17 protein-coding genes are annotated in these 19241 nt (G+C 70.3%); 6 read left to right on the forward strand and 11 right to left on the reverse strand.

The features are described from left to right. The coding region (locus tag ACWDX9_RS34170) for an SDR family oxidoreductase (protein WP_449961229.1) at window positions 1-275 on the forward strand (275 nt) is incomplete at its 5' end. Window positions 276-288: 13 nt separating this feature from the next. Here the strand turns inward: ACWDX9_RS34170 and ACWDX9_RS34175 are convergent. The 8 genes from ACWDX9_RS34175 to ACWDX9_RS34210 form a co-directional block, all read right to left on the reverse strand. After that, window positions 289-1146 carry a phosphotransferase gene (locus ACWDX9_RS34175; protein WP_449961232.1) on the reverse strand — a complete coding sequence of 286 codons (858 nt, stop codon included), beginning with the start codon at window positions 1144-1146 and terminating at the stop codon, window positions 289-291. Beyond that, window positions 1147-2142, reverse strand: coding sequence for a LacI family DNA-binding transcriptional regulator (locus ACWDX9_RS34180; protein WP_449961235.1), 996 nt, complete (start codon window positions 2140-2142; stop codon window positions 1147-1149). A 32-nt stretch (window positions 2143-2174) separates the two neighbouring features. After that, entirely contained in the window at window positions 2175-3545 is a 1371-nt protein-coding gene (locus ACWDX9_RS34185; protein WP_449961238.1) for a GH1 family beta-glucosidase, read from the reverse strand. Further along, window positions 3542-4345 (reverse strand): carbohydrate ABC transporter permease, encoded by an 804-nt coding sequence (locus tag ACWDX9_RS34190; protein WP_350729899.1) that lies wholly within the window; start codon window positions 4343-4345, stop codon window positions 3542-3544. Before ACWDX9_RS34190 ends, ACWDX9_RS34185 begins: the two co-directional genes overlap by 4 nt. Next, entirely contained in the window at window positions 4342-5304 is a 963-nt protein-coding gene (locus tag ACWDX9_RS34195) for a carbohydrate ABC transporter permease (RefSeq protein WP_449961241.1), read from the reverse strand. The genes ACWDX9_RS34190 and ACWDX9_RS34195 overlap by 4 nt, the downstream gene beginning before the upstream one ends. After that, window positions 5301-6599: an ABC transporter substrate-binding protein gene (locus tag ACWDX9_RS34200; RefSeq protein WP_364244604.1), complete on the reverse strand. Its 1299-nt coding sequence runs from the start codon at window positions 6597-6599 to the stop codon at window positions 5301-5303. Before ACWDX9_RS34200 ends, ACWDX9_RS34195 begins: the two co-directional genes overlap by 4 nt. A gap of 124 nt (window positions 6600-6723) precedes the next feature. Further along, the gene (locus ACWDX9_RS34205) at window positions 6724-7614 is read right to left on the reverse strand and encodes a serine/threonine-protein kinase (protein WP_449961244.1); all 891 of its coding nucleotides are present in this window, start codon (window positions 7612-7614) and stop codon (window positions 6724-6726) included. Window positions 7615-7676: 62 nt separating this feature from the next. After that, complete coding sequence (locus ACWDX9_RS34210; protein ID WP_449961247.1) at window positions 7677-9506, reverse strand: HsdM family class I SAM-dependent methyltransferase; 1830 nt, start codon at window positions 9504-9506, stop codon at window positions 7677-7679. A gap of 76 nt (window positions 9507-9582) precedes the next feature. Between ACWDX9_RS34210 and ACWDX9_RS34215 the strand changes: the two genes are divergently transcribed. Together ACWDX9_RS34215 and ACWDX9_RS34220 are read left to right on the forward strand one after the other, a co-directional pair. Beyond that, window positions 9583-10353, forward strand: coding sequence for a PP2C family protein-serine/threonine phosphatase (locus ACWDX9_RS34215; RefSeq protein WP_449961250.1), 771 nt, complete (start codon window positions 9583-9585; stop codon window positions 10351-10353). 181 nt (window positions 10354-10534) lie between these two features. Next, window positions 10535-11395 (forward strand): CHAP domain-containing protein, encoded by an 861-nt coding sequence (locus ACWDX9_RS34220; protein ID WP_449961252.1) that lies wholly within the window; start codon window positions 10535-10537, stop codon window positions 11393-11395. A gap of 23 nt (window positions 11396-11418) precedes the next feature. Here the strand turns inward: ACWDX9_RS34220 and ACWDX9_RS34225 are convergent, their stop codons facing one another. Beyond that, window positions 11419-12468 carry a glucose 1-dehydrogenase gene (locus ACWDX9_RS34225; protein WP_449961254.1) on the reverse strand — a complete coding sequence of 350 codons (1050 nt, stop codon included), beginning with the start codon at window positions 12466-12468 and terminating at the stop codon, window positions 11419-11421. A 125-nt stretch (window positions 12469-12593) separates the two neighbouring features. Between ACWDX9_RS34225 and icmF the strand changes: the two genes are divergently transcribed. Both icmF and tpx read left to right on the forward strand, forming a co-directional pair. Further along, window positions 12594-15785 carry a fused isobutyryl-CoA mutase/GTPase IcmF gene (gene icmF / locus ACWDX9_RS34230; protein WP_449961256.1) on the forward strand — a complete coding sequence of 1064 codons (3192 nt, stop codon included), beginning with the start codon at window positions 12594-12596 and terminating at the stop codon, window positions 15783-15785. Between the two features lie 83 nt (window positions 15786-15868). Continuing rightward, window positions 15869-16369 (forward strand): thiol peroxidase, encoded by a 501-nt coding sequence (gene tpx, locus ACWDX9_RS34235; protein WP_350729912.1) that lies wholly within the window; start codon window positions 15869-15871, stop codon window positions 16367-16369. 34 nt (window positions 16370-16403) lie between these two features. Here tpx and ACWDX9_RS34240 read toward each other — a convergent pair whose 3' ends face one another. Beyond that, window positions 16404-17207 (reverse strand): SAM-dependent methyltransferase, encoded by an 804-nt coding sequence (locus tag ACWDX9_RS34240; protein ID WP_449961259.1) that lies wholly within the window; start codon window positions 17205-17207, stop codon window positions 16404-16406. A 100-nt stretch (window positions 17208-17307) separates the two neighbouring features. Here ACWDX9_RS34240 and ACWDX9_RS34245 point away from each other — a divergent pair, with 100 nt between their 5' ends. Next, window positions 17308-18054, forward strand: a complete 747-nt coding sequence (locus tag ACWDX9_RS34245; protein ID WP_397369765.1) for a helical backbone metal receptor — start codon at window positions 17308-17310, stop codon at window positions 18052-18054. Window positions 18055-18077: 23 nt separating this feature from the next. Here the strand turns inward: ACWDX9_RS34245 and ACWDX9_RS34250 are convergent, their stop codons facing one another. Further along, complete coding sequence (locus ACWDX9_RS34250; protein ID WP_449961263.1) at window positions 18078-19238, reverse strand: ROK family protein; 1161 nt, start codon at window positions 19236-19238, stop codon at window positions 18078-18080. Window positions 19239-19241 lie beyond the last annotated feature (3 nt).

A 19241-nucleotide genomic window follows, 5' to 3' on the forward strand; every position in this document is an offset into this window, starting at 1 on the left:
TGGCGCCCCACCTCGGCGACCGTAACAACACCGTGAACACCGTCACCCGGGGCTACTCGGTCCCGCACTTCACCGCGTGGCTCGGCGGGGACGACGGCGCCGCCCCGCGCGCGGTCACCGAGGTGACCGCGCTGGGCCGCATCGGCCGCCCGCAGGACATCGCGGACGCCGTGGCGCTGCTCGCGAGCGAGGAGTCCCGGTGGATCACCGGGCACGTCCTGGACGTCACCGGCGGCTACTTCCTCGGCCCGCGCGGCGGCGTGATCCCGGTCTAGCGGGGGGAGCGGTCTAGCGGGTGGCGCCGCTGGGGTCCCGGAGCCACGCCTCCAGCGTCGCACGGCCGTCGGCGGCCCCTGCGGGCAGCCGCAGCCCTCTGAGAAGCATCCACAGCGTCCCCTGCAGCGCCCGCGCCGCCAGGAACTCCCGCAGCTCGGGATCGTCGGGATCGTGCCCATAGGCCTGGACGGCCGCCCGGCCGTCGAGCCGCTTCGTGCGCAGCAGGCAGGCCAGGTCCCACTCGACGGGCGCGGCCATGCTCTCCTCGAAGTCGTTCCAGAGCGGCCCGGCGGGGGCGGCGAGGAGGTTGCCGGGATGCGCGTCGCCGTGGACGGCCTGCGCCGTGCGGCCCGCCAGCCGTTCGGCCAGGCCCGCGTGCGCGTCCCGCAGCCGGCCCAGCACGTCGGGCGGGACCTCCCCGTCGAGCAGCTCCAGCAGCCGCAGCGGCTCGTCGAGCACCGGCCCGAGATAGGGCAGCGCGCCGGGAAAGCCCCGCAGCGCCTCGTGCAGCTCGGCGAGCGCCCGCCCGGCCGTCTCCGGGCCCATCCGATGACCGGGGTCGTGCTCGACGTGCTTCCAGAAGGAGACCGCGACCCCGTCACGCAGATGCGGCCCGGCAGGCAGCAGGTCGCTCGGCGGCACGACCGGCACACCCTGCCCGTGCAGGTAGGACACGACGTCCAGCTCCCGCCGCAACGCGTCGGCGGGCCGCGCCCGCCCGAGCGCGGTCACCGTCGGCACCCGCGCCACGATCGGCGCCGGGCGCAGGTGGACCCGGAGGTTGAACGAGTCGTTGAGAACCACCGGATCCGCCACCCGGATGCCGTGCTCCTCGGCCAGGGAGACGGCGGCGGCCACGGCGGGGATCATTTATGCGGACTCCCTGATCACCAGCTCCGTGGGCATGATCACCGGCTCGGCCGGGCCGCCCTCGAACAGCCCGAGCAGGAGCCCGACCATGGCCGCCGCCTGCTCGGCCACCGGGTGCCTGAGCGTCGTCAGCGGCGGCTCGGTGTATTTCGCCGCCTCGATGTCGTCGAAGCCCACCACCGCCACGTCGTCCGGCACCCGGCGCCCGGACTGGCGGAGTGACTGCAGGGCGCCGACGGCCATCAGGTCGTTGGCCACGAAGACGGCGTCCAGGTCGGGGTCGTCGCGCAGGAGCTGCCGCATCGCGATCGCGCCCGACTCCCGGGTGAAGTCGCCGATCGCCACGATCGACCTGAGGTCGGAGTCGCGCAGCACGTTGCGGTAGCCGGCCAGGCGGTCCTGGCCGCCGATCATGTCCTGCGGGCCGGCGATCGTGGCGATCCTGCGCCGTCCGGTCTCCACCAGGTGCCGGACCCCGATCTCCGCTCCGCCGACGTTGTCGTTGTCGACGTACGGGATGTCCACGGGGACGGCGGGCCGCCCGTAGGAGACCACGGGGACGCGCAGGCGCGACAGCGCGGCCGGCAGCGGGTCGGCGCCGTGCATGGAGATCAGCATGACCCCGTCGACGTGCCCGCCCGCGATGTAACGCTCCACCCGGGCGTGGCTCTTGGCGGAGGAGGCCAGCATGAGCACGACCTGCTTGTTCACCGCTTCGAGCGCCACGGACGCCGACCTGATCGCCGTGGAGAACATCGGGTCCTCGGAGAAGACCCGGGTGCCCGGCTCGCTGACGACCAGGGCGATCGAGTCGGTGCGCTGGGTGACCAGGCTGCGCGCGGCCGAGTTGGGCACGTAGCCCAGCTCGTCGATCGCGCGCTGCACGGCGTCGCGGATGTGGGGCGCCACCGTCGTCTGGCCGTTGACGACCCGGGAGGCGGTGGCGCGCGAGACCCCCGCCCGGGCGGCGACCGCCTCGAGGGTCGGGCGTCTCATGACTGCACCAAGTGGGAGAGCACGGAAAAAATCTACAGGCCGTTCCTGGTGATGACGTCTCTGTACCAGAGAGCGCTGTCCTTGAGGATCCTGGCCTGGGTCGCGTAGTCGACGTGCACGATGCCGAACCGGCGCCGGTAGCCCTCGGCCCACTCGAAGTTGTCGAGCAGCGACCAGACGAGATATCCGCGCAGGTCCGCGCCCGCCCCGATGGCCCGGTGCACCTCGCGCAGATGACCTTCCAGGTACGCCACCCGCTCGTCGTCGTGCACGCGGCCGTCCTCCACGACGTCGTCGAAGGCCGCGCCGTTCTCCGTGACCATGAGGCCGACCTGCGGATAGTCCCGCGAGAGCCGTACGAGGAGCCGGGACAGGCCGTCCGGCACGATCGGCCAGCCCATCGCGGTCGTCGGCGCGTCCGCCGCCGCGAACCTGACGTCCTCCGAGCCCGGCCACGCCGCGTCGGCCGGCAGCCCCGGGCCCGACTCGACCACGCACGGGTTGTAGTAGTTGACGCCGACCAGGTCGATCGGCGCGTTGATCAGCGCGAGGTCGCCGTCCAGGATGTGCTCAGTCCCGCCGTTGCGCGCCGCCGCCGCCAGGACCTCCGGCGGGTACGTGCCGTGCACCGCCGGATCGAGGAACTGCCTGGTCAGCAGCGCGTGTACGCGGTCCGCGACGGCCGCGTCCGCCTCGCCGGCCACCGCCGAAGGGTCGTTGACCTGGGCGGGGGTGAGCACCGGGGAGGAGTTGACCACCAGCATGAGGCTGCGCGCGCCGGACGCGCGCAGCCGCCGCGCGGCCAGACCGTGGCCGAGCAGCAGGTGGTGCGCCGAGCGCAGGGCGTCGGCCGGGTCGCGGCGGCCCGGCGCGTGCACGCCGTTGCCGTAGCCGAGGAAGGCCGACACCCACGGCTCGTTGATCGTGGTCCAGTCGCCCACCCGGTCGCCGAGCCGGTCGTGGACGGCCTGGGCGTAGTCGGCGAACCGGTACGCCGTATCGCGATTTGTCCACCCACCACGGTCTTCGAGGGCTTGGGGAAGATCCCAGTGATAAAGCGTGACATAAGGCGAAATTTCGGCGGCGAGTAGCTCGTCCACGAGCCGGTCGTAGAACGCCAGCCCGCGCGGGTTGACCGGGCCCGCGCCGTCCGGCTGGACGCGCGGCCACGCGACCGAGAACCGGTAGGCCCTCAGCCGCAGCTCGCGCATCAGCCCGACGTCCTCGCGGTAGCGGTGGTAGTGGTCGGAGGCCACGTCGCCGGTGTCGCCGTCCGCCACGTTCCCGGGGGTGTGGGAGAAGGTGTCCCAGATCGACTGGCCCCGCCCGTCCTCCTTGACCGCCCCCTCGATCTGGTACGAGGCCGTCGCGGCACCCCAGACGAACTCCTCGGGAAAGATCATCCCTTAACAGCTCCTTGCATGATTCCACCGATGATTTGCCTGCCGAACAGGGCGAAGACGGCCACGAGCGGGAGCGTGCCGATCGCCGTCCCGGCCAGCCCGAGCACGTAGTCGTTGACGTACCCGCTGGCCAGCGTGGACAGCGCCACCTGGACCGTCGGGTTGTCCGGGTTGAGCACGACCAGCGGCCAGAAGTAGTCGTTCCAGGCCGACATGAACGTCAGCATGCCGAGCACCGCCGCCGCCGGACGGGCGGCGGGCAGCACGACGTGCCAGAACAGCCCCCACGTCGAGCACCCGTCCACCCGGCCCGCCTCCAGCAGCTCGGTGGGCAGGGCCCGCGACAGGTACTGGGTCATGAAGAACACGCCGAACGCGTTGACCAGCGCCGGGACGATCAGCGCGTAGGTGGTGCCGGTCCACTCCAGCTTCACCATGAGCATGTAGAGCGGGATGATGCCGAGCTGCGCCGGGACCATCATGGTGGCCACGGTGATCACGAGCATGACGTTCCTGCCCCTGAACTTCAGCTTGGCGAAGGCGAACCCGGCCAGCGTCGAGAAGAACATCACCGCGATCGAGATCGACCCCGCCACGATGACGGAGTTGAGCAGCGCGAGCCCGAAAGGGACGGTGTCGAAGACCCGGGAGACGTTGGCGAAGAAGTTGCCGCCGGGGATCAGCGGCGGCGGCACCTGGCCCAGCGCCGAGTTGTGCCGGGAGGCCACCACGACGCTGTAGTAGAGCGGGAAGGCCGAGAAGAAGGCCACCGCGGTCAGGGTCAGATAACGCAGCCTCATATCAGGCCCCCTCTCACCCGGCGGGTGATCAGGAAGTTGACCAGCGCGACGATCACCACGGCCAGGAACATCAGCCAGGACGCGGCCGAGGCGTAGCCGAAGTCGAACGTCGAGTTCGCGAAGCCCTGCTCGTAGACGAACAGCGCCAGGGTCTGGAACTGCCGGTCGGGCCCGCCGGTGGCGATGCCGCCCCCGCCGCCGCTGCTCTGCCCGAACAGCAGGGGTTCGGCGATGATCTGCATGGCGCCGATCGTCGAGACGATGACCACGAAGACGATCGTCGGCCGGATCATCGGGATCGTGATCCTGCGGAGCTGGGTGAAGCCGCTGGCGCCGTCGATGGTGGCGGCCTCGTACAGCTCGCGTGGCACGGCCTGCATGGCGGCCAGGAAGATCAGCGCGTTGTAGCCGGTCCAGCGCCACATGATCATCACGGAGAGCGCGAGGTGCGAGGTCGCGGTGCCGGCCGCCCAGTCGATCCTGCCGACGCCGAACCACGAGAGCACCCAGTTGATCAGCCCGAAGTCCCGGCCGAAGAGCTGGCTGAAGATGACCACGACGGCCACCACGCTCGTGACGTTCGGCAGCAGCAGCGCGACCCGGAACAGCGTCTGGAACCGCAGCCGCCGGTTGAGCAGGTGCGCCAGCCAGATGGCCAGCATGAGCTGCGGCACGGTCGAGAGCACGCCGATCGACAGGGTGTTGAACGTGGCGTTCCAGAAGTACCCGTCGCTGAGCAGCGTCGAGTAGTTGTCCAGCCCGATGAACGTCTGGGTCTCCGACAGCAGCGACCACTCGTGCAGGCTCACCCAGGCCGTGTAGACCAGCGGGAACAGCCCGAAGGCGCAGAAGAGCAGGAAGAACGGCGCCACGTAGGCGTACGGCGACACCCTCAGGTCGAGGGTGTGCCGCACGCTGCGCCTACGCCGTCGCGAGACCGCGAGGGGAAGGGAGCTCATTTGATCTTCTTGACGTCCTCGAGCACCTGGGCCCACGCCTCGTCGGGCGACTGCTTGCCCTGCTCCACGCGCCCGAGGCCGTTGCCGACGGCCGTGCGCACGTCGGCCTCCTTGGGGCCGAGGTGCTGCGGCTTGAGCGCCTTGGCGGCGTCGGAGTAGATCTTGCCGATGGGGGCGTCGCCGAAGAACGGCTTGGTGAAGTTCTGGATCGACGGGTCGTCGTAGAGGGCCGGGATCGACGGGAACGTTCCCTCCTCCTTGAACACCTTGGCCTGGTTGTCCTTGGAGGTCAGGAAGTCGATCAGCTCGGCCGCCTCCTTCGGGTGCTTGCTCTGCTTGGGCACCATGAGGTGGGAGCCGCCGCTGTTGCCGGAGCCGCCGGGCACGGTCGCGATGTCCCACTTGCCGGCCGAGTCCTTGGCCTGCTCCTGGATGAAGCCGGTCATCCAGGCCGGGCAGATGATCGTGGCGAACGAGCCCTTGGCGAAGCCGGTGTTCCACGGCGGGGTGAAGGCCGCCAGCTTGGCGGTCAGGCCCTCCTGGGTGAGCTGGTTGGACAGGTCCCAGGCCTTCTTCACGTCGGGGTTCGAGGCCACGATGATGTTGTCCTGGGCGTCGTACAGGCCGGTGGGCGCCTGGTTGACCATCGCGCGGAAGATCTCGCCGGGGGAGTCCACGAACTTGGCGCCCGCCACGTTCGCCGCGCCGAACTTCTTGCCGGTCGCGATGTACTGCTCCCACGTCGGCCAGAGGGCCGCCACCTCGGTCCGGTCGGTCGGCAGCCCGGCCTTCTTGAACAGGTCCTTGCGGTAGCACATGGCCAGCCCGCCCACGTCGGTGCCGAGGCCGAGCACCTGCGTGCCGTCCTTGCTCAGGCCCTGCTGCCACTTCCAGTCGAGGTAGTCGGGCTGCCGCTTGTCCAGCCCGTACTGCTTGAGATCGACGAACTTGCCCGGCTGGGCGGTGAACGTGCTGATGTAGCCGACCTCGACCGCCTCGATGTCACCCGCGCCGGCGTTCGTGGCCAGCCGCTTGACGAGGTTGCTGTGGTGGTCGTTGAACTGCGTGACGTTCTCGACGATCTCGATGTCGGGGTGGGTCTTCTTGTACTCCTCGTAGAGCGGTTTGAAGCCGAAGTCGCCGAAGAGGCCGACGGTGAGCTTGATCTTCTCTCCCGGCTTGGCGCTCTCCGTGGCGGTGCTCCCGCCGCCGCCTCCGCCGCCGCAGGCCGTCGCCAGGGCGAGCAGGGACGCGGTGATCAAGGGCATGGCGAATCGCCGGACGCGAGGGGTCATGGAACCCTCCTTGGTCGGTGCTTGCGAGGTATGTGAGAGAGCGCTCTCTCAAGAGATTCGCGGCGATAACACCGGCCTGTCAACGGGGGGTTAAATAACAATCCGGCTTAGCGAGAGAGCGCGTTCACGCGTTGAGCGCGCGGCCGGCCATGCGGGCGTACATGCGGCCGGGGCTCGGGGCCTCGGTGAGGAAGCCGGGCAGCACGGGCAGCTCGACGGCGAACGGGTCGAGCCGCTCGTACAGCTCGTTCGCGTCGGCGGGCCGGTCGTCCGGCAGCTTCTCCAGCAGCTGCGACAGCAGCGCGTCCAGCTCGGGGGGCAGCCCGGGGATGGCCGGCGGGCGCTCCTTGACCTGCTTCTCGAAGACCATGTAGTCGGTGGGCCCGGTGAACAGCTGCTGCCCGGTCAGCATCTCGTGCAGCACGCAGCCGAGCGAGTAGAGGTCGCTGCGCGGCTCGGCGACGCCGTGCTTGATCTGCTCGGGAGCCATGTACGCCGGCGTGCCCAGGATCTGCCCGATCCTCGTGAACGTGGTGACCTCGGCGTCCCGGAGCATGGCCAGCCCGAAGTCGAGCACCTTCACGCTGCCGTCGGGGCAGAGCATGAGGTTCGTGGGCTTGAGGTCGCGGTGGCAGATCGCCAGGGCGTGGGCCGCCGACAGCACGGCACACGCCTGGGCCGCGATCGCGGCGGCCCAGCAGACGGGCAGCGGGCCGTGCTCGCTGACCACGTCGGCCACCGTGACGCCCTCGATGAACTGCATCACCTGGTAGAGCCGCTGCTCGTGGGTGCCGAAGTCGTAGAGCACCGGCGCGCCGGGGTGTTCGAGCCGGGCCAGGATGCGGGCCTCGCGGATGAACCTGCGCTCCAGCTCCTGATCGTGCCCGCTGGGGAGCCTGAGCAGCTTCACCGCCACCCGGCGGTCCAGGTGGCGGTCGTGGCCCGCGTAGACGGCACCCATGCCGCCTTGCCCGAGAGGGAGGTCGTCGAGCACATAGCGGTCGCCGATGACCATTCGCCCCTCCCCGCAGCCTTCCGGGAAAAAACTACACCGTCACGCGAGGGAATGCCGTCGCGTCATGGGGTGAGGTCATGAGCGCGCGGATGCAGGTGGCCGTCGGCGAGGCCGTCGAGGCCCAGCCTGATCAGCGCCTGCCCCAGCGTCGAGGTCTCGCGGATGGCGTCTTCAAGCACGGCGAGCTGCCGGAAGGCGTCGCCGTACGCCTTCTGCTCCTTCAGCGACAGGCGCGGCAACCGGGTGCGGCGCACGTCGAACCTGCTGGAGCCGGTGGTCGCCCGGCCGCCGGCGGCCCGCAGGAAGCCCGCCAGGAAGTCGGGGTCGAGCCGGCGCGCGTCCACCCGGTAGAGCGTCAGATGGGGCCCCAGCACCGCGCCGCCGTCGGCCATCACGCGCACGCTGGAGTAGGAGGCCACCACGTCACCCGGGTGGATCGCGATCAGGCCCTGCTGCATGGTGGTGGAGCCGGACGGAGGCGTGCCGTTGAGCACGTCGTCGGAGGTCAGCACGGGCACCTCGCCGCCCTCCGCGGCCATCTTGGGCGGGGCCTGCGATGTGGCCACCAGACCTTCCTTGATCAGGTCGCCCAGCGTGGTCGCGGGCTGGTCGAGGGGCTGCTCCAGGACCTTCAGGTCGGGCGGGGCCGAGGCGGCGGCCATGAAGCGGTCGCGGGCCTCGGTGTAGGCCTTGCCGACGTCGTCGCGCCGCTGGTGGCGGGCCGGGGTCATGTCGACCTCGTCGGCCAGCAGGTCGATGATGCGTACGGTCTGGTCGGAACGGTCCTCCAGGTACGCCTCCCAGGCCGGCTCGACGCTCGCCAGGTCGGCCGTGGCGTCGAGGATCAGCACCTCGGACGGCGGCCGCTCGCCCGCCGCGGGCCGGCGCAGCAGCCAGAGGTCTGACCCCGGCAGCGCGATGACGGCCCGCAGCGCGCCCGCGCGCAGCAGGTTGGCCCGGATGCGGCGGCCCGCCTTGCGGCTGGCGGCGGCCGGGGGCATGAGGATGGCGACCAGGCCGCGCGGCTTGACGTGGGTGAGGCAGTGCTGGACCCAGGCCAGCTCCGGCTCGCCGCGCGGCGGCAGGCCGTACTCCCAGCGCGGGTCGCCGGTCAGCTCCTCGTAGCCCCAGGCCCGCTCGTTGAACGGCGGGTCGCACACCACGGCGTCGGCCCGCTCGCCGGCGAACCCGTCGTCGCGCATCGAGTCGCCGGCCACGACCTCGGCCTCGATGCCGCGCAGCCGGAGCCGGGAGGCGGTGATGGCCGCCGAGGTCTCGCTGAGCTCCTGTCCGAGCCTCCTGGCCGCCCCGGGCTCCGCCTGGGCGTGCCGGTCGTGGGCGGGGGCGAGGAGCAGCGTGCCGACGCCGCAGGCCGGGTCGAGGATCGTCGAGCCGCCCGGCCGTACCAGGCTGACCATGAGCCCGGCCACGTCCTCGCGGGTCACGGAGAGCTGCCGCGAGTGCGCTTCGAGATAGCGCTCACAGAGGAACTCGTACGCCGTCAGCGCGCCGAGCTGCTCGGCCAGCTCCAGCAGGAGCTCCGCCAGCTCCGGCTCCAACCCGCCCTCCACGGGCGATTCGGGACCCGGCTCACCCTGGGGGGCCGGGCGGGTCAGCAGGGCGCCGGCCTGGGCCACCAGCTCGCCCAGGCGCAAATCGCCTGCGGCTTTCAGGCGTTGCCACACCCGATCTCCCAGCGAGACCTGGTAGGACTTCCCATAGCGACGTAGCCAGGACTCGACCTGCCGGAGCGAGAAGAGCGGCTGGTTGGCCGTGCCGCCGATGGGATCGGGGAAGTCGTCGTGGCGACGGCGCCAGTTGCTCACCGCGGCACGCCCGACACCGGCGAGCCGGGCGATGTCCCCGGCGTTGACGGTCGGGTCGTGGCTCATGGTGCCCACAGTAGTTCACAAGAGTCTTCAGCGCATCTGCTTGTGAAGTCTTTCAACCAATGATTTACTGCAGGGTATGAAGCACAACATCCGCTATGCCGCCGGATCAGACGTGGGCCGCCGCAGGGAGCAGAACGAGGATTCCGGCTATGCGAGTGGCCGGCTGCTCGTGGTGGCCGACGGAATGGGTGGACACGCGGCCGGCGAGCTGGCGAGCTCGGCGGCGATCGCCGTCATGCGCGAGCTGGATGCCACGCTTCCCGAGACGGGCGCGGACCTCGAGGCGGCCCTGGAGGGCGCCGTGCACGAGGCGGCACGCAGGCTGGTCGAGCTGGCCGACATCGACCCCGCGCGCAGGGGGATGGGGACCACGGTGACCGCCATGCTGTGGGACGGCTACCGGTTCGCCCTGGCTCATCTCGGTGACTCCCGCGGATATTTGCTTCGCGATGGTGCGCTCTACCAGATGACCAAGGATCACACACTTGTGCAGTCGATGGTGGACGAAGGACGGATAACCGAGGACCAGGCCGCCGTGCACCCACGGCGTTCGATGGTGCTGCGGGTGCTGGGCAGCGAGGGCAGGGCGGAGCCTGACATGGCGCTGCGCGAAGCCGAGCCTGATGACCGCTACCTCCTCTGCTCCGACGGCCTCACGACCGTACTCGGTCCCGAGGTTCTGCACGAGGTCCTGACCACGGTGGCAGACCCGGGCGCGGCCGTCCAGCGGTTGATCGATCTGGCCAACGAGGGCGGCTCGCCGGACAACGTGACCGTGCTCGTGGCCGACGTGGTCGCGCCGGGCTCGGGCGAGGCGGCCGTCTATCGCGTGGGGGCCGGCGCCTGACAGGAGTGGTCATCAGTCTCACCTGCCTCACCAGTCACAAAACCGAAATATTGGTTAATAGCACGACACTTTCCGAGTGATTCGCGCAATTTCCCGATGGCGCTACTACAGTCCATCGTGATTTATCGGTTTTCTGGGAGGAGTCACCCTGGACCCGATCGCGGACGAGCTGCTGAAGACGGTGCGGCAGGAACTCGGCTACAAGGAGAAGAACGGCCAGTTCACCAAGTTCGGCCAGTGGTACGCGGATCGCGTCCAAGACACCCAGTACCGCAACGGGCCCTGGTGCGACATGTTCATCGCCTGGGCCGCGGACAAGGCCGACCTCAGCCAATATGTGGGCGAGTTCGCCTGGACGCCCTCCCATGCCGCCTGGTTCATGAAACAGGGGGCGTGGACGCAGAAGCCCGAGCCGGGTGCGCTCGTCTTCTTCGACTGGAAGGGCGGCAAGAGCTACAAGGGCATCGACCACGTGGGGATCGTGGAGAAAGTCAGCGGCAAGAAGATCCACACGATCGAGGCGAACGTGGACCGGATCTGGCTCAAGCGCAAGACGCGGGAGACGGACAAGGTCGTCGGCTACGGCATTCCGCGGCTGGTCAAGGCCAGTGCCGACAAGCTCGGGGAGATCCGCTCGACCGAGCAGCCCTTCGTGCCGGCGCCGCGCGTGGAGACCGGGCGGGGATCGCCCTTGGACGTCCTGGGCACGCCGCCCGCGCTGCTGACCGCGATGGTGCTCATGACCGTCGTCCTGTCCCTCCGCATCACCGGCCGCCGTCGCGGCACCCACCGCCGCCTCGCCCTGCCCTGGAACGCACCAACCACCGAGCGTGAAGCGGCTCCGGCTGGGGACAGCGCTCCCGCTCGCGAACGGGTGACGGTCCCGGCCAAGACCGCCCCTGCCAAGCCCGCGGAGCACGTGCAGGCCAAGCCCCGTCCCGCCCCGGCGCCGGCCGCCCGCCCGGCCAGGACGCGCGTCACGGCCGCCGCGGCCACCAGGCACTCGACCTCGACGAGACGCAAGCCCTACGAGCCCGACTAGCCCGCGTTCCAGCCCGCGAAGTGCTAGGACGTGAGGTCGATGACCACCTTGACGTCGTGGCCGCGCTCGAAGGCGTCCAGCGCGCGCGACAGCGGGACCCGCCGCGTGATCAGCCGTTCGAGCCACCTGGTGTCGGTCTTGGCCAGCGCGTCGGCGGCGTCCCTGTAGTGCCGCAGGTTCGCGTTCACGGAGCCGAAGACCACGTCGTTCTCCAGGACGATGTCCCGGTTGATGAGCCCCGCGTCCACCCGGTGCTCCCGCCCTCCCGGCGAGAGCCCGGCCAGGCAGACGATCCCCGCGGCGGCGGTGCCGACCATGGCGTCGATGACGAGCGTCCCGGCCCCGGTGCACTCGATGATGATGTCGGGCCTGACCGTGGTGAGTTCCTTCAGTGACGAGCCGGAATGGTAGGTCCCGTCCAGATCCTCCACGAGCCGCGACTTGAGCCCGACGGCTGAGCGGTCGAGCACGTGCACCTCCAGCCCCCGCTGCCGCCCCATCAGCGCCGCCAGCAGCCCGACGGGCCCGGCCCCCGTGACCAGCAGCGTCTGGGGCTCGAACCAGGCCCGCGACCCGATCCGCTCGATCTGCTCCCACGCCTTGGCGACCACCGACGCGGGCTCGACCAGCATGCCGACGCTCTCCAGCGACGGATCCAGGCGTACGGCGTAGCCGGCCTCGACCGTCCAGCGTTCGGAGGCGTAGCCGTCGATCTGCTTGATGCCCCGCTCGGTGTACTCGCCGTTGCGGCACATGTCCCACTCGCCCCGCTGGCAGGCCCCGCACGGCACGGGGTCGGGCCGCCGTACCACCCCGACCACCAGGTCGCCGGGCGAGTACGCGGACCCGTCGGGCACCTCCAGCACCCGGCCCAGCGACTCGTGCCCGAGCACCATGCGCTCCTTGCCGGGCGGCGGCCAGCCGTAGTCGGCGGTGATCAACTCCCTGTCCGTCCCGCAGACCCCCAGCGCCAGCCCCTGGACCAGCAGTTCACCCTTCTCCGGTGCGGGATCGGGGACCTGCTCGACGGCGAGCGTCCCCTTCTTGCCCGGTGCGAACGTCAGTGCGCGCATACGACGTCACCCCCTCGGGCCCCCTACCCGGATGGCTGAAGGAAATAGTAGGACGTCCTAGTGTCTATTAGTAGGACGTCCTAGTATCTTCGGAAGGGAGAGCCCTCACGAAGGAGTGAACAGGCGTGCACGTCCCGGTACACCCAGTCCGTTTCGTGACCGCCGCGGCCTTGTTCGACGGCCATGACGCGGCGATCAACATCATGCGGCGCATCCTCCAGTCACAGGGGGCCGAGGTCATCCATCTCGGGCACAACCGCTCGGTGGACGAGATCGTCACGGCCGCCCTCCAGGAGGACGTCCAGGGCGTGGCGATCAGCTCGTACCAGGGCGGCCACGTGGAGTTCTTCAGCTACCTCGTGGAGCTGCTGCGCGAGCGCGGGGCCGGGCACGTCAAGGTGTACGGCGGCGGCGGGGGAGTGATCGTCCCCGAGGAGATCGAGCTGCTGCACTCGCGCGGCGTCACCCGCATCTTCTCGCCCGAGGACGGCCAGCGGTACGGGCTGCCCGGGATGATCAACCAGCTCATCGAGGACTGCGACGTCGAGCTGGACGGCTCCCCGTCGGTCGAGGCCGTGGTCTCGGGCGACCAGGCGGCGCTGGCCCGCGCGATCACGCTCATCGAGTCGGGCCGCGCCCCGGAGGGGCTGGTCGAGGGCCTGAAGGCCGCCGCGACGGACAAGCGCGTCCCCGTGCTCGGCATCACCGGTACGGGCGGCTCCGGCAAGTCCTCGCTCACCGACGAGCTGGTCCGCAGGTTCCGTGTGGACAACGACGACAAGCTGCGCATCGCGGTCATCGCCATCGACCCCACCCGCCGGCGCGGCGGCGGCGCGCTGCTCGGCGACCGCATCAGGATGAACAGCCTGAGCCCCCAGACCTACTTCCGCTCCCTGGCCACCAGGGGCGCCGCCAACGAGGTGCCCGCCTGCCTCGACGAGGTGATCACCGCCTGCCGGGCCGCGGGCCACGACCTGGTGATCGTGGAGACGCCCGGCATCGGCCAGGGCGACGCCGGGATCGTCCCCCACGTGGACGTGCCGATTTACGTGATGACGCCCGAGTTCGGGGCGGCCTCGCAGCTCGAGAAGATCGACATGCTGGACTTCGCCGAGGCCGTGGTGATCAACAAGTACGAGCGGCGCGGCGCGGAGGACGCCCTGCGCGACGTGCGCCGCCAGCTCGTACGCAACCGCGAGGCGTTCGGCGTCCGGCCGGAGGACATGCCGGTCTTCGGCACCATCGCGGCCCGCTACAACGACGCCGGGGTCACGGCCCTCTACCAGCACCTCAAGCCCCTCCTGCTGGGCGAGCCGGGGCCGGGGCTGCTGCCGAAGGTGTCCGGGCGCACCTCGCAGGCGTCGGCCGCCATCGTGCCGCCGGCCCGGGTCCGCTACCTGGCCGACATCGCCGAGACCGTGCGCTCTTACCACGCAGAGACGCTCGCGCAGGCCGAGGTCGCCCGCCGCCGCCAGCAGCTGGCCGCCGTGCGCTCCCTCCTGGAGGACTCCCGCCTGGAGGAGCTGGAGGCGCAGGCGGAGCAAGAGCTGAGCGAGGAGAGCCGGGCCCTGCTGGCCGCCTGGCCCGCCGTCAGGGAGCGCTACACCGCCGACGAGCTGGTGGTGAAGGTGCGCGACCGCGAGATCCACACCCCGCTCTGGCGCGAGACCCTGTCCGGCAACCGGATCCCGCGCGTGGCCCTGCCGCGCTACAGCGACCACGGCGACCTGCTGAGGTTCCTGCGCGGCGAGAACCTGCCCGGATCGTTCCCCTTCACCGCCGGCGTGTTCCCGTTCAAGCGCGACGACGAGGACCCGACCAGGATGTTCGCCGGTGAGGGCGATCCGTTCCGCACCAACAGGCGCTTCAAGCTGCTGTCCGAGGGCCAGCCCGCGACCCGGCTGTCCACGGCGTTCGACTCGGTGACCCTCTACGGCCACGACCCGGACCTGCGGCCCGACATCTACGGCAAGGTCGGCACCTCGGGCGTCTCGATCGCGACGCTGGACGACATGAAGGTGCTCTACGACGGGTTCGACCTGGCGGCGCCGAACACGTCCGTGTCCATGACGATCAACGGCCCCGCGCCCACGATCCTGGCCTACTACCTCAACACCGCCGTCGACCAGGCCCTCGACCGCTTCCAGGCCGAGCAGGGGCGCCCGCCGTCGGCCGAGGAGGCCGCCGCCCTGCGCGCCCGTACGCTGGCCACGGTCAGGGGCACCGTGCAGGCCGACATCCTCAAGGAGGACCAGGGCCAGAACACCTGCATCTTCTCCACCGAGTTCTCGCTGCGGATGATGGCCGACATCCAGGAGTGGTTCATCAAGAACGGCGTGCGCAACTTCTACTCGGTCTCGATCTCCGGCTACCACATCGCCGAGGCCGGGGCCAACCCGATCAGCCAGCTCGCCTTCACGCTGGCCAACGGCTTCACGTACGTGGAGGCGTACCTGGCCAGGGGCATGAAGATCGACGACTTCGCCCCTAACCTGTCGTTCTTCTTCTCCAACGGCATGGACCCCGAGTACAGCGTGCTCGGGCGGGTGGCCCGCCGCATCTGGGCGGTGGCCATGAGGGAGCGCTACGGCGCCGGGGACCGGTCGCAGAAGCTGAAGTACCACATCCAGACCTCGGGCCGGTCGCTGCACGCCCAGGAGATGAACTTCAACGACATCCGCACCACCCTCCAGGCCCTGATCGCCGTCTACGACAACTGCAACAGCCTGCACACCAACGCCTTCGACGAGGCGGTGACCACCCCGTCGGCCGACTCGGTGCGCAGGGCCATGGCCATCCAGCTCATCATCAACCGCGAGTGGGGCCTGGCCAGGAACGAGAACCCGCTGCAGGGCTCGTTCATCGTCGAGGAGCTGACGGACCTGGTGGAGGAGGCCGTGCTCGCCGAGTTCGAGCGGCTGTCCGACCGGGGCGGCGTGCTGGGCGCGATGGAGACCGGCTACCAGCGCGGCAAGATCCAGGACGAGTCCATGCTGTACGAGATGCGCAAGCACGACGGCTCGCTGCCGATCGTCGGGGTGAACACGTTCCGCAACGGCACGGACGAGCCGCCGGCGCACAAGCTGGAGCTGGCCAGGGGGACCGAGGACGAGAAGCGCTCGCAGCTCGACCGGCTGCGCGCCTTCCACGAGCGCAACCGCTCGGAGGCCCCGGCGCAGCTCGCCCGGCTGCGCGAGGTGGCGATGTCGGACGCGAACGCGTTCGAGGTGCTGATGGACGCGGCCCGCGTCTGCTCGCTCGGCCAGATCACGGAGGCGCTGTTCGAGGCGGGCGGCCAGTACCGCCGCAACGTCTGACCACGTGCGTGGGTGATGAGGGGGCTCGGGAGCCGCGCGGATAGGATCACGGGTCGGGGAACATCGCTATCCAGGAGGCTTTCATGTCCGACGTCACTTTCAAGGGCACGCCCGTCGCCGTGGGCGGCACCTTCCCGAAGCCCGGCGACAGCGCGCCCGCGTTCAAGCTGGTGGGCGGCGACCTGGCCGAGCACTCGCTGGAGGAGTACGGCCAGAAGACCAAGGTGCTCAACATCTTCCCGAGCCTCGACACCGGCGTCTGCGCGGCCTCGGTGCGGCGCTTCAACGAGGTGGCCGCCGAGCACCCCGAGGTGGCCGTGCTCTGCATCTCCGCCGACCTGCCCTTCGCCCAGAAGCGGTTCTGCGGCGCCGAGGGCCTCGACAACGTGGTCACGCTCTCGCTCATGCGGGGCCGTGAGTTCCTGACCGACTACGGCGTGGCGCAGGAGTCGGGGCCGCTGGCGGGGCTGACCGCGCGCGCGGTGGTCGTGCTCGACGGTGACAACCAGGTGGTCTACTCCGAGCTGGTGCCGGAGATCACCCAGGAGCCCGACTACGACGCCGCGCTGACGGCGCTCAAGTAAGTGAGCCGGGGGTCCACGACGTGGACCCCCGATCTCAGTTCCTCCTGGCCACGCCGCACAGGATCAGCGACGACTCGGGCCCGTCGACGAAGTCGATCATGTCGGCCTGGTCGGGACGCCACTCCGGCAGCCACACGAGCCCCGGGTCGACCAGCTCGAACCCCTCGAACAGCGCCGCGATCCGCGCCCGGCTCCTGAACGTGAGCGGAGCGTTGGTGCCCCGGTAGACCTCGGTGATCGCCTCCACGGCCGCGGCCCGGGCGTCGCCGGTGCAGTGGGACATGACCAGACAGCTGCCGGGGGCCATGGCATCACGCAGGCTCGCCACGATCTCCCGAGGGTGGTCGGAGTCGGCGACGTAGTGCATGGTCGCCGTCAGCAGCACGCCGACCGGGCGGCTGAAGTCGATCGCCGCCATCACCTCGGGATTGCGCAGGATGCCTTCGGGCTTGCGCAGGTCACCCTCCACCGCCGTCGTGTCACCCTGCCCGGCAAGCAGCGCCCTGGCGTGCACCAGCACCACCGGATCCCGGTCCACGTAGACCACCCTGGCCCTCGGGGTGATCTTCCTGGCCACCTCGTGCACGTTGTCCTGGCCGGGCAGCCCCGTGCCGATGTCCAGGAACTGCGTGATGCCGGACTCGGCGAGGTACCGAACGGCGCGCCCCAGGAAAGCGCGATTCGCCCGGACCGCCGCCCGTAACTCCGGAGCCGCCTCGAGCAGCTTCTCCGCCGCCGCCCGATCGGCAGGGAAGTGGTCCTTGCCACCCAGGAGGTAGTCGTAGAGCCGGGCGACGTTGGGAGTGTGCGGATCGAAGGCTGGCGACTCTCGTTCCAACCGTCATTCCCCCGATCAAGAGTTAACGATCTTCGACCTGGATTCTACGGATCTATACCGACATTCACTGCCGAATACCCGTCGGATCTAGGCTGATGTTGTGGACGACACCGGCGTACCCGTGAAGATTCCCGGCACCGTGCGGCGGATCGTGTCCCTGGTGCCGTCGCTGACCGAGTCGGTGGCGGCGACCGTGCCGGAGGCGCTGATCGGGGCGACCGACTGGTGCTCGCACCCGGCCGACCTGGACGTGACCAGGGTCAGGGGCACCAAGAACCCCGACCTCGACGCGATCAGGAGGCTCCGGCCCGACGTGGTCCTCGCCAACGCCGAGGAGAACCGCGCGCCCGACATCGAGGCCCTGCGCGCATCGGGCATCGCGGTCTGGGTGACGAAGATCGAGACGCTGGATCAGGCTTTCGTGTCGCTGGAGCGCATGTTCCGGGAGGCGTGCCGTACCGGACGTCCCGGGTGGCTGGACGCGGCGGAGCAGGCGTGGCGCGCGCCCGCGGAAGGGGCGCGGCGCACGGCCGTCGTCCCGATCTGGCGGCGGCCGTGGATGGTGGTGGGGCGCGACACGTTCACCGGGGACGTGCTCAGGCGCCTCGGCGTGGACAACCTCTACGCCGGTCACGAGGAGCGTTACCCCAAGATCCCCCTGTCCGAGCTGGTCGAGCGGCGGCCCGGCTTGGTGGTGCTGCCGGACGAGCCGTACGCGTTCTCGGAGACGGACGGCCCCGAGTGCTTCCCCGGGCTCGCCTGCGCGCTGGTCAGCGGGCGGCTGCTCACCTGGTACGGCCCCTCGCTCGTGGAGGCGCCCGCCCTGCTGCGGAGCGCCCTCGCCTGATCGTGCCGCCTCAAGGGGCCGGCTCAGCGCGCCCGTACGCGTCCGGTGACGCCCAGGGCGGCGTCCACGGAGGCGGCGGAGAGCACGTGCTCCATGACGATCACCGCCATCCCCACGATCCCGGCCCGGTCCTCGAGCGAGGTGGGCACGATCTCCAGGTGCCTGGTCGTGTACGGCAGGCTGTGCCGGTAGACGACCTCCCTGATCCCCGTCAGATAGTGCTCCCTGGTCTCCGCCATGTCCCCGGCCAGCACCAGCACGCCCGGATTGAGCAGGCTGACCGCGGTGGCCAGCACGAGGCCCAGCGTGCGCCCCGCTTCCTGGGTGCGGGCGATGGCCGCCGGATCGCCCGCCTGCACGAGGCGCACGACGTCGCGGCTGGAGCCCTGGCCCAGGTCGGTGGCCAGGGCGTGGCCGCTGGCCAGCGAGGCCACGCAGCCGCGCGAGCCGCACGTGCAGACCCGGTCGTCGTGCTCGTTCAGCCGCACGTGCCCGATGTTCCCGGCGGCCTCCTCGACGCCCCGGTAGATCTGCCCGTCGATCACGATCCCGGTGCCGATCCCGGTCGACACCTTGATGAGGATGAGCGAGTCCGTGTCGCGCCACGACGACCACCACTCGCCCAGCGCCATCGCGTTGGCGTCGTTCTCGACCAGGACGGGCACGTCGTAGGTCTCGCCGATGGCCTCGCCCACCGGATAGCCGTCCCACCCGGGCATCAGGAACGACCTGATCATCCGCCCGGTGGTGTGGTCCACGGAGCCGGGCAGGTCGAGCCCGATGCCGCACACGTCGCTCGCCGGCCGCCCCGCCCGGTCGAGCAGCCGCTGGAACGCCTCGCGCACCCACGACAGGACCGCCTCCGGGCCGAGCTCGATGCGCATCTCGGTGCGCTCCTCGGTCAGGGTGTTGGCGGCCAGGTCGGTGAGCGCCACGCCGGCGTGGGAGGCGCCCAGGTCGGCCACCAGCATCAGGCGCCGGCCGGCGTCCACGTCGAGCACCGAGGGCGGTCGCCCGCCCCCGGAGGCCGCGACGCCGGACTCGTGGATGTATCCGGCGTCGATGAGCCGGTCGACCCGGTCGGTGATCGTCGACCGGGACAGGCCGGTGTACTCGATCAGTTCCTTGCGCGTACGGCAGGTGCCATGGCGGATGAGCTGGAGGATCTGCCCTGCCGTCAGCATGGT

This window comes from Nonomuraea sp. NPDC003201, from assembly GCF_053590415.1.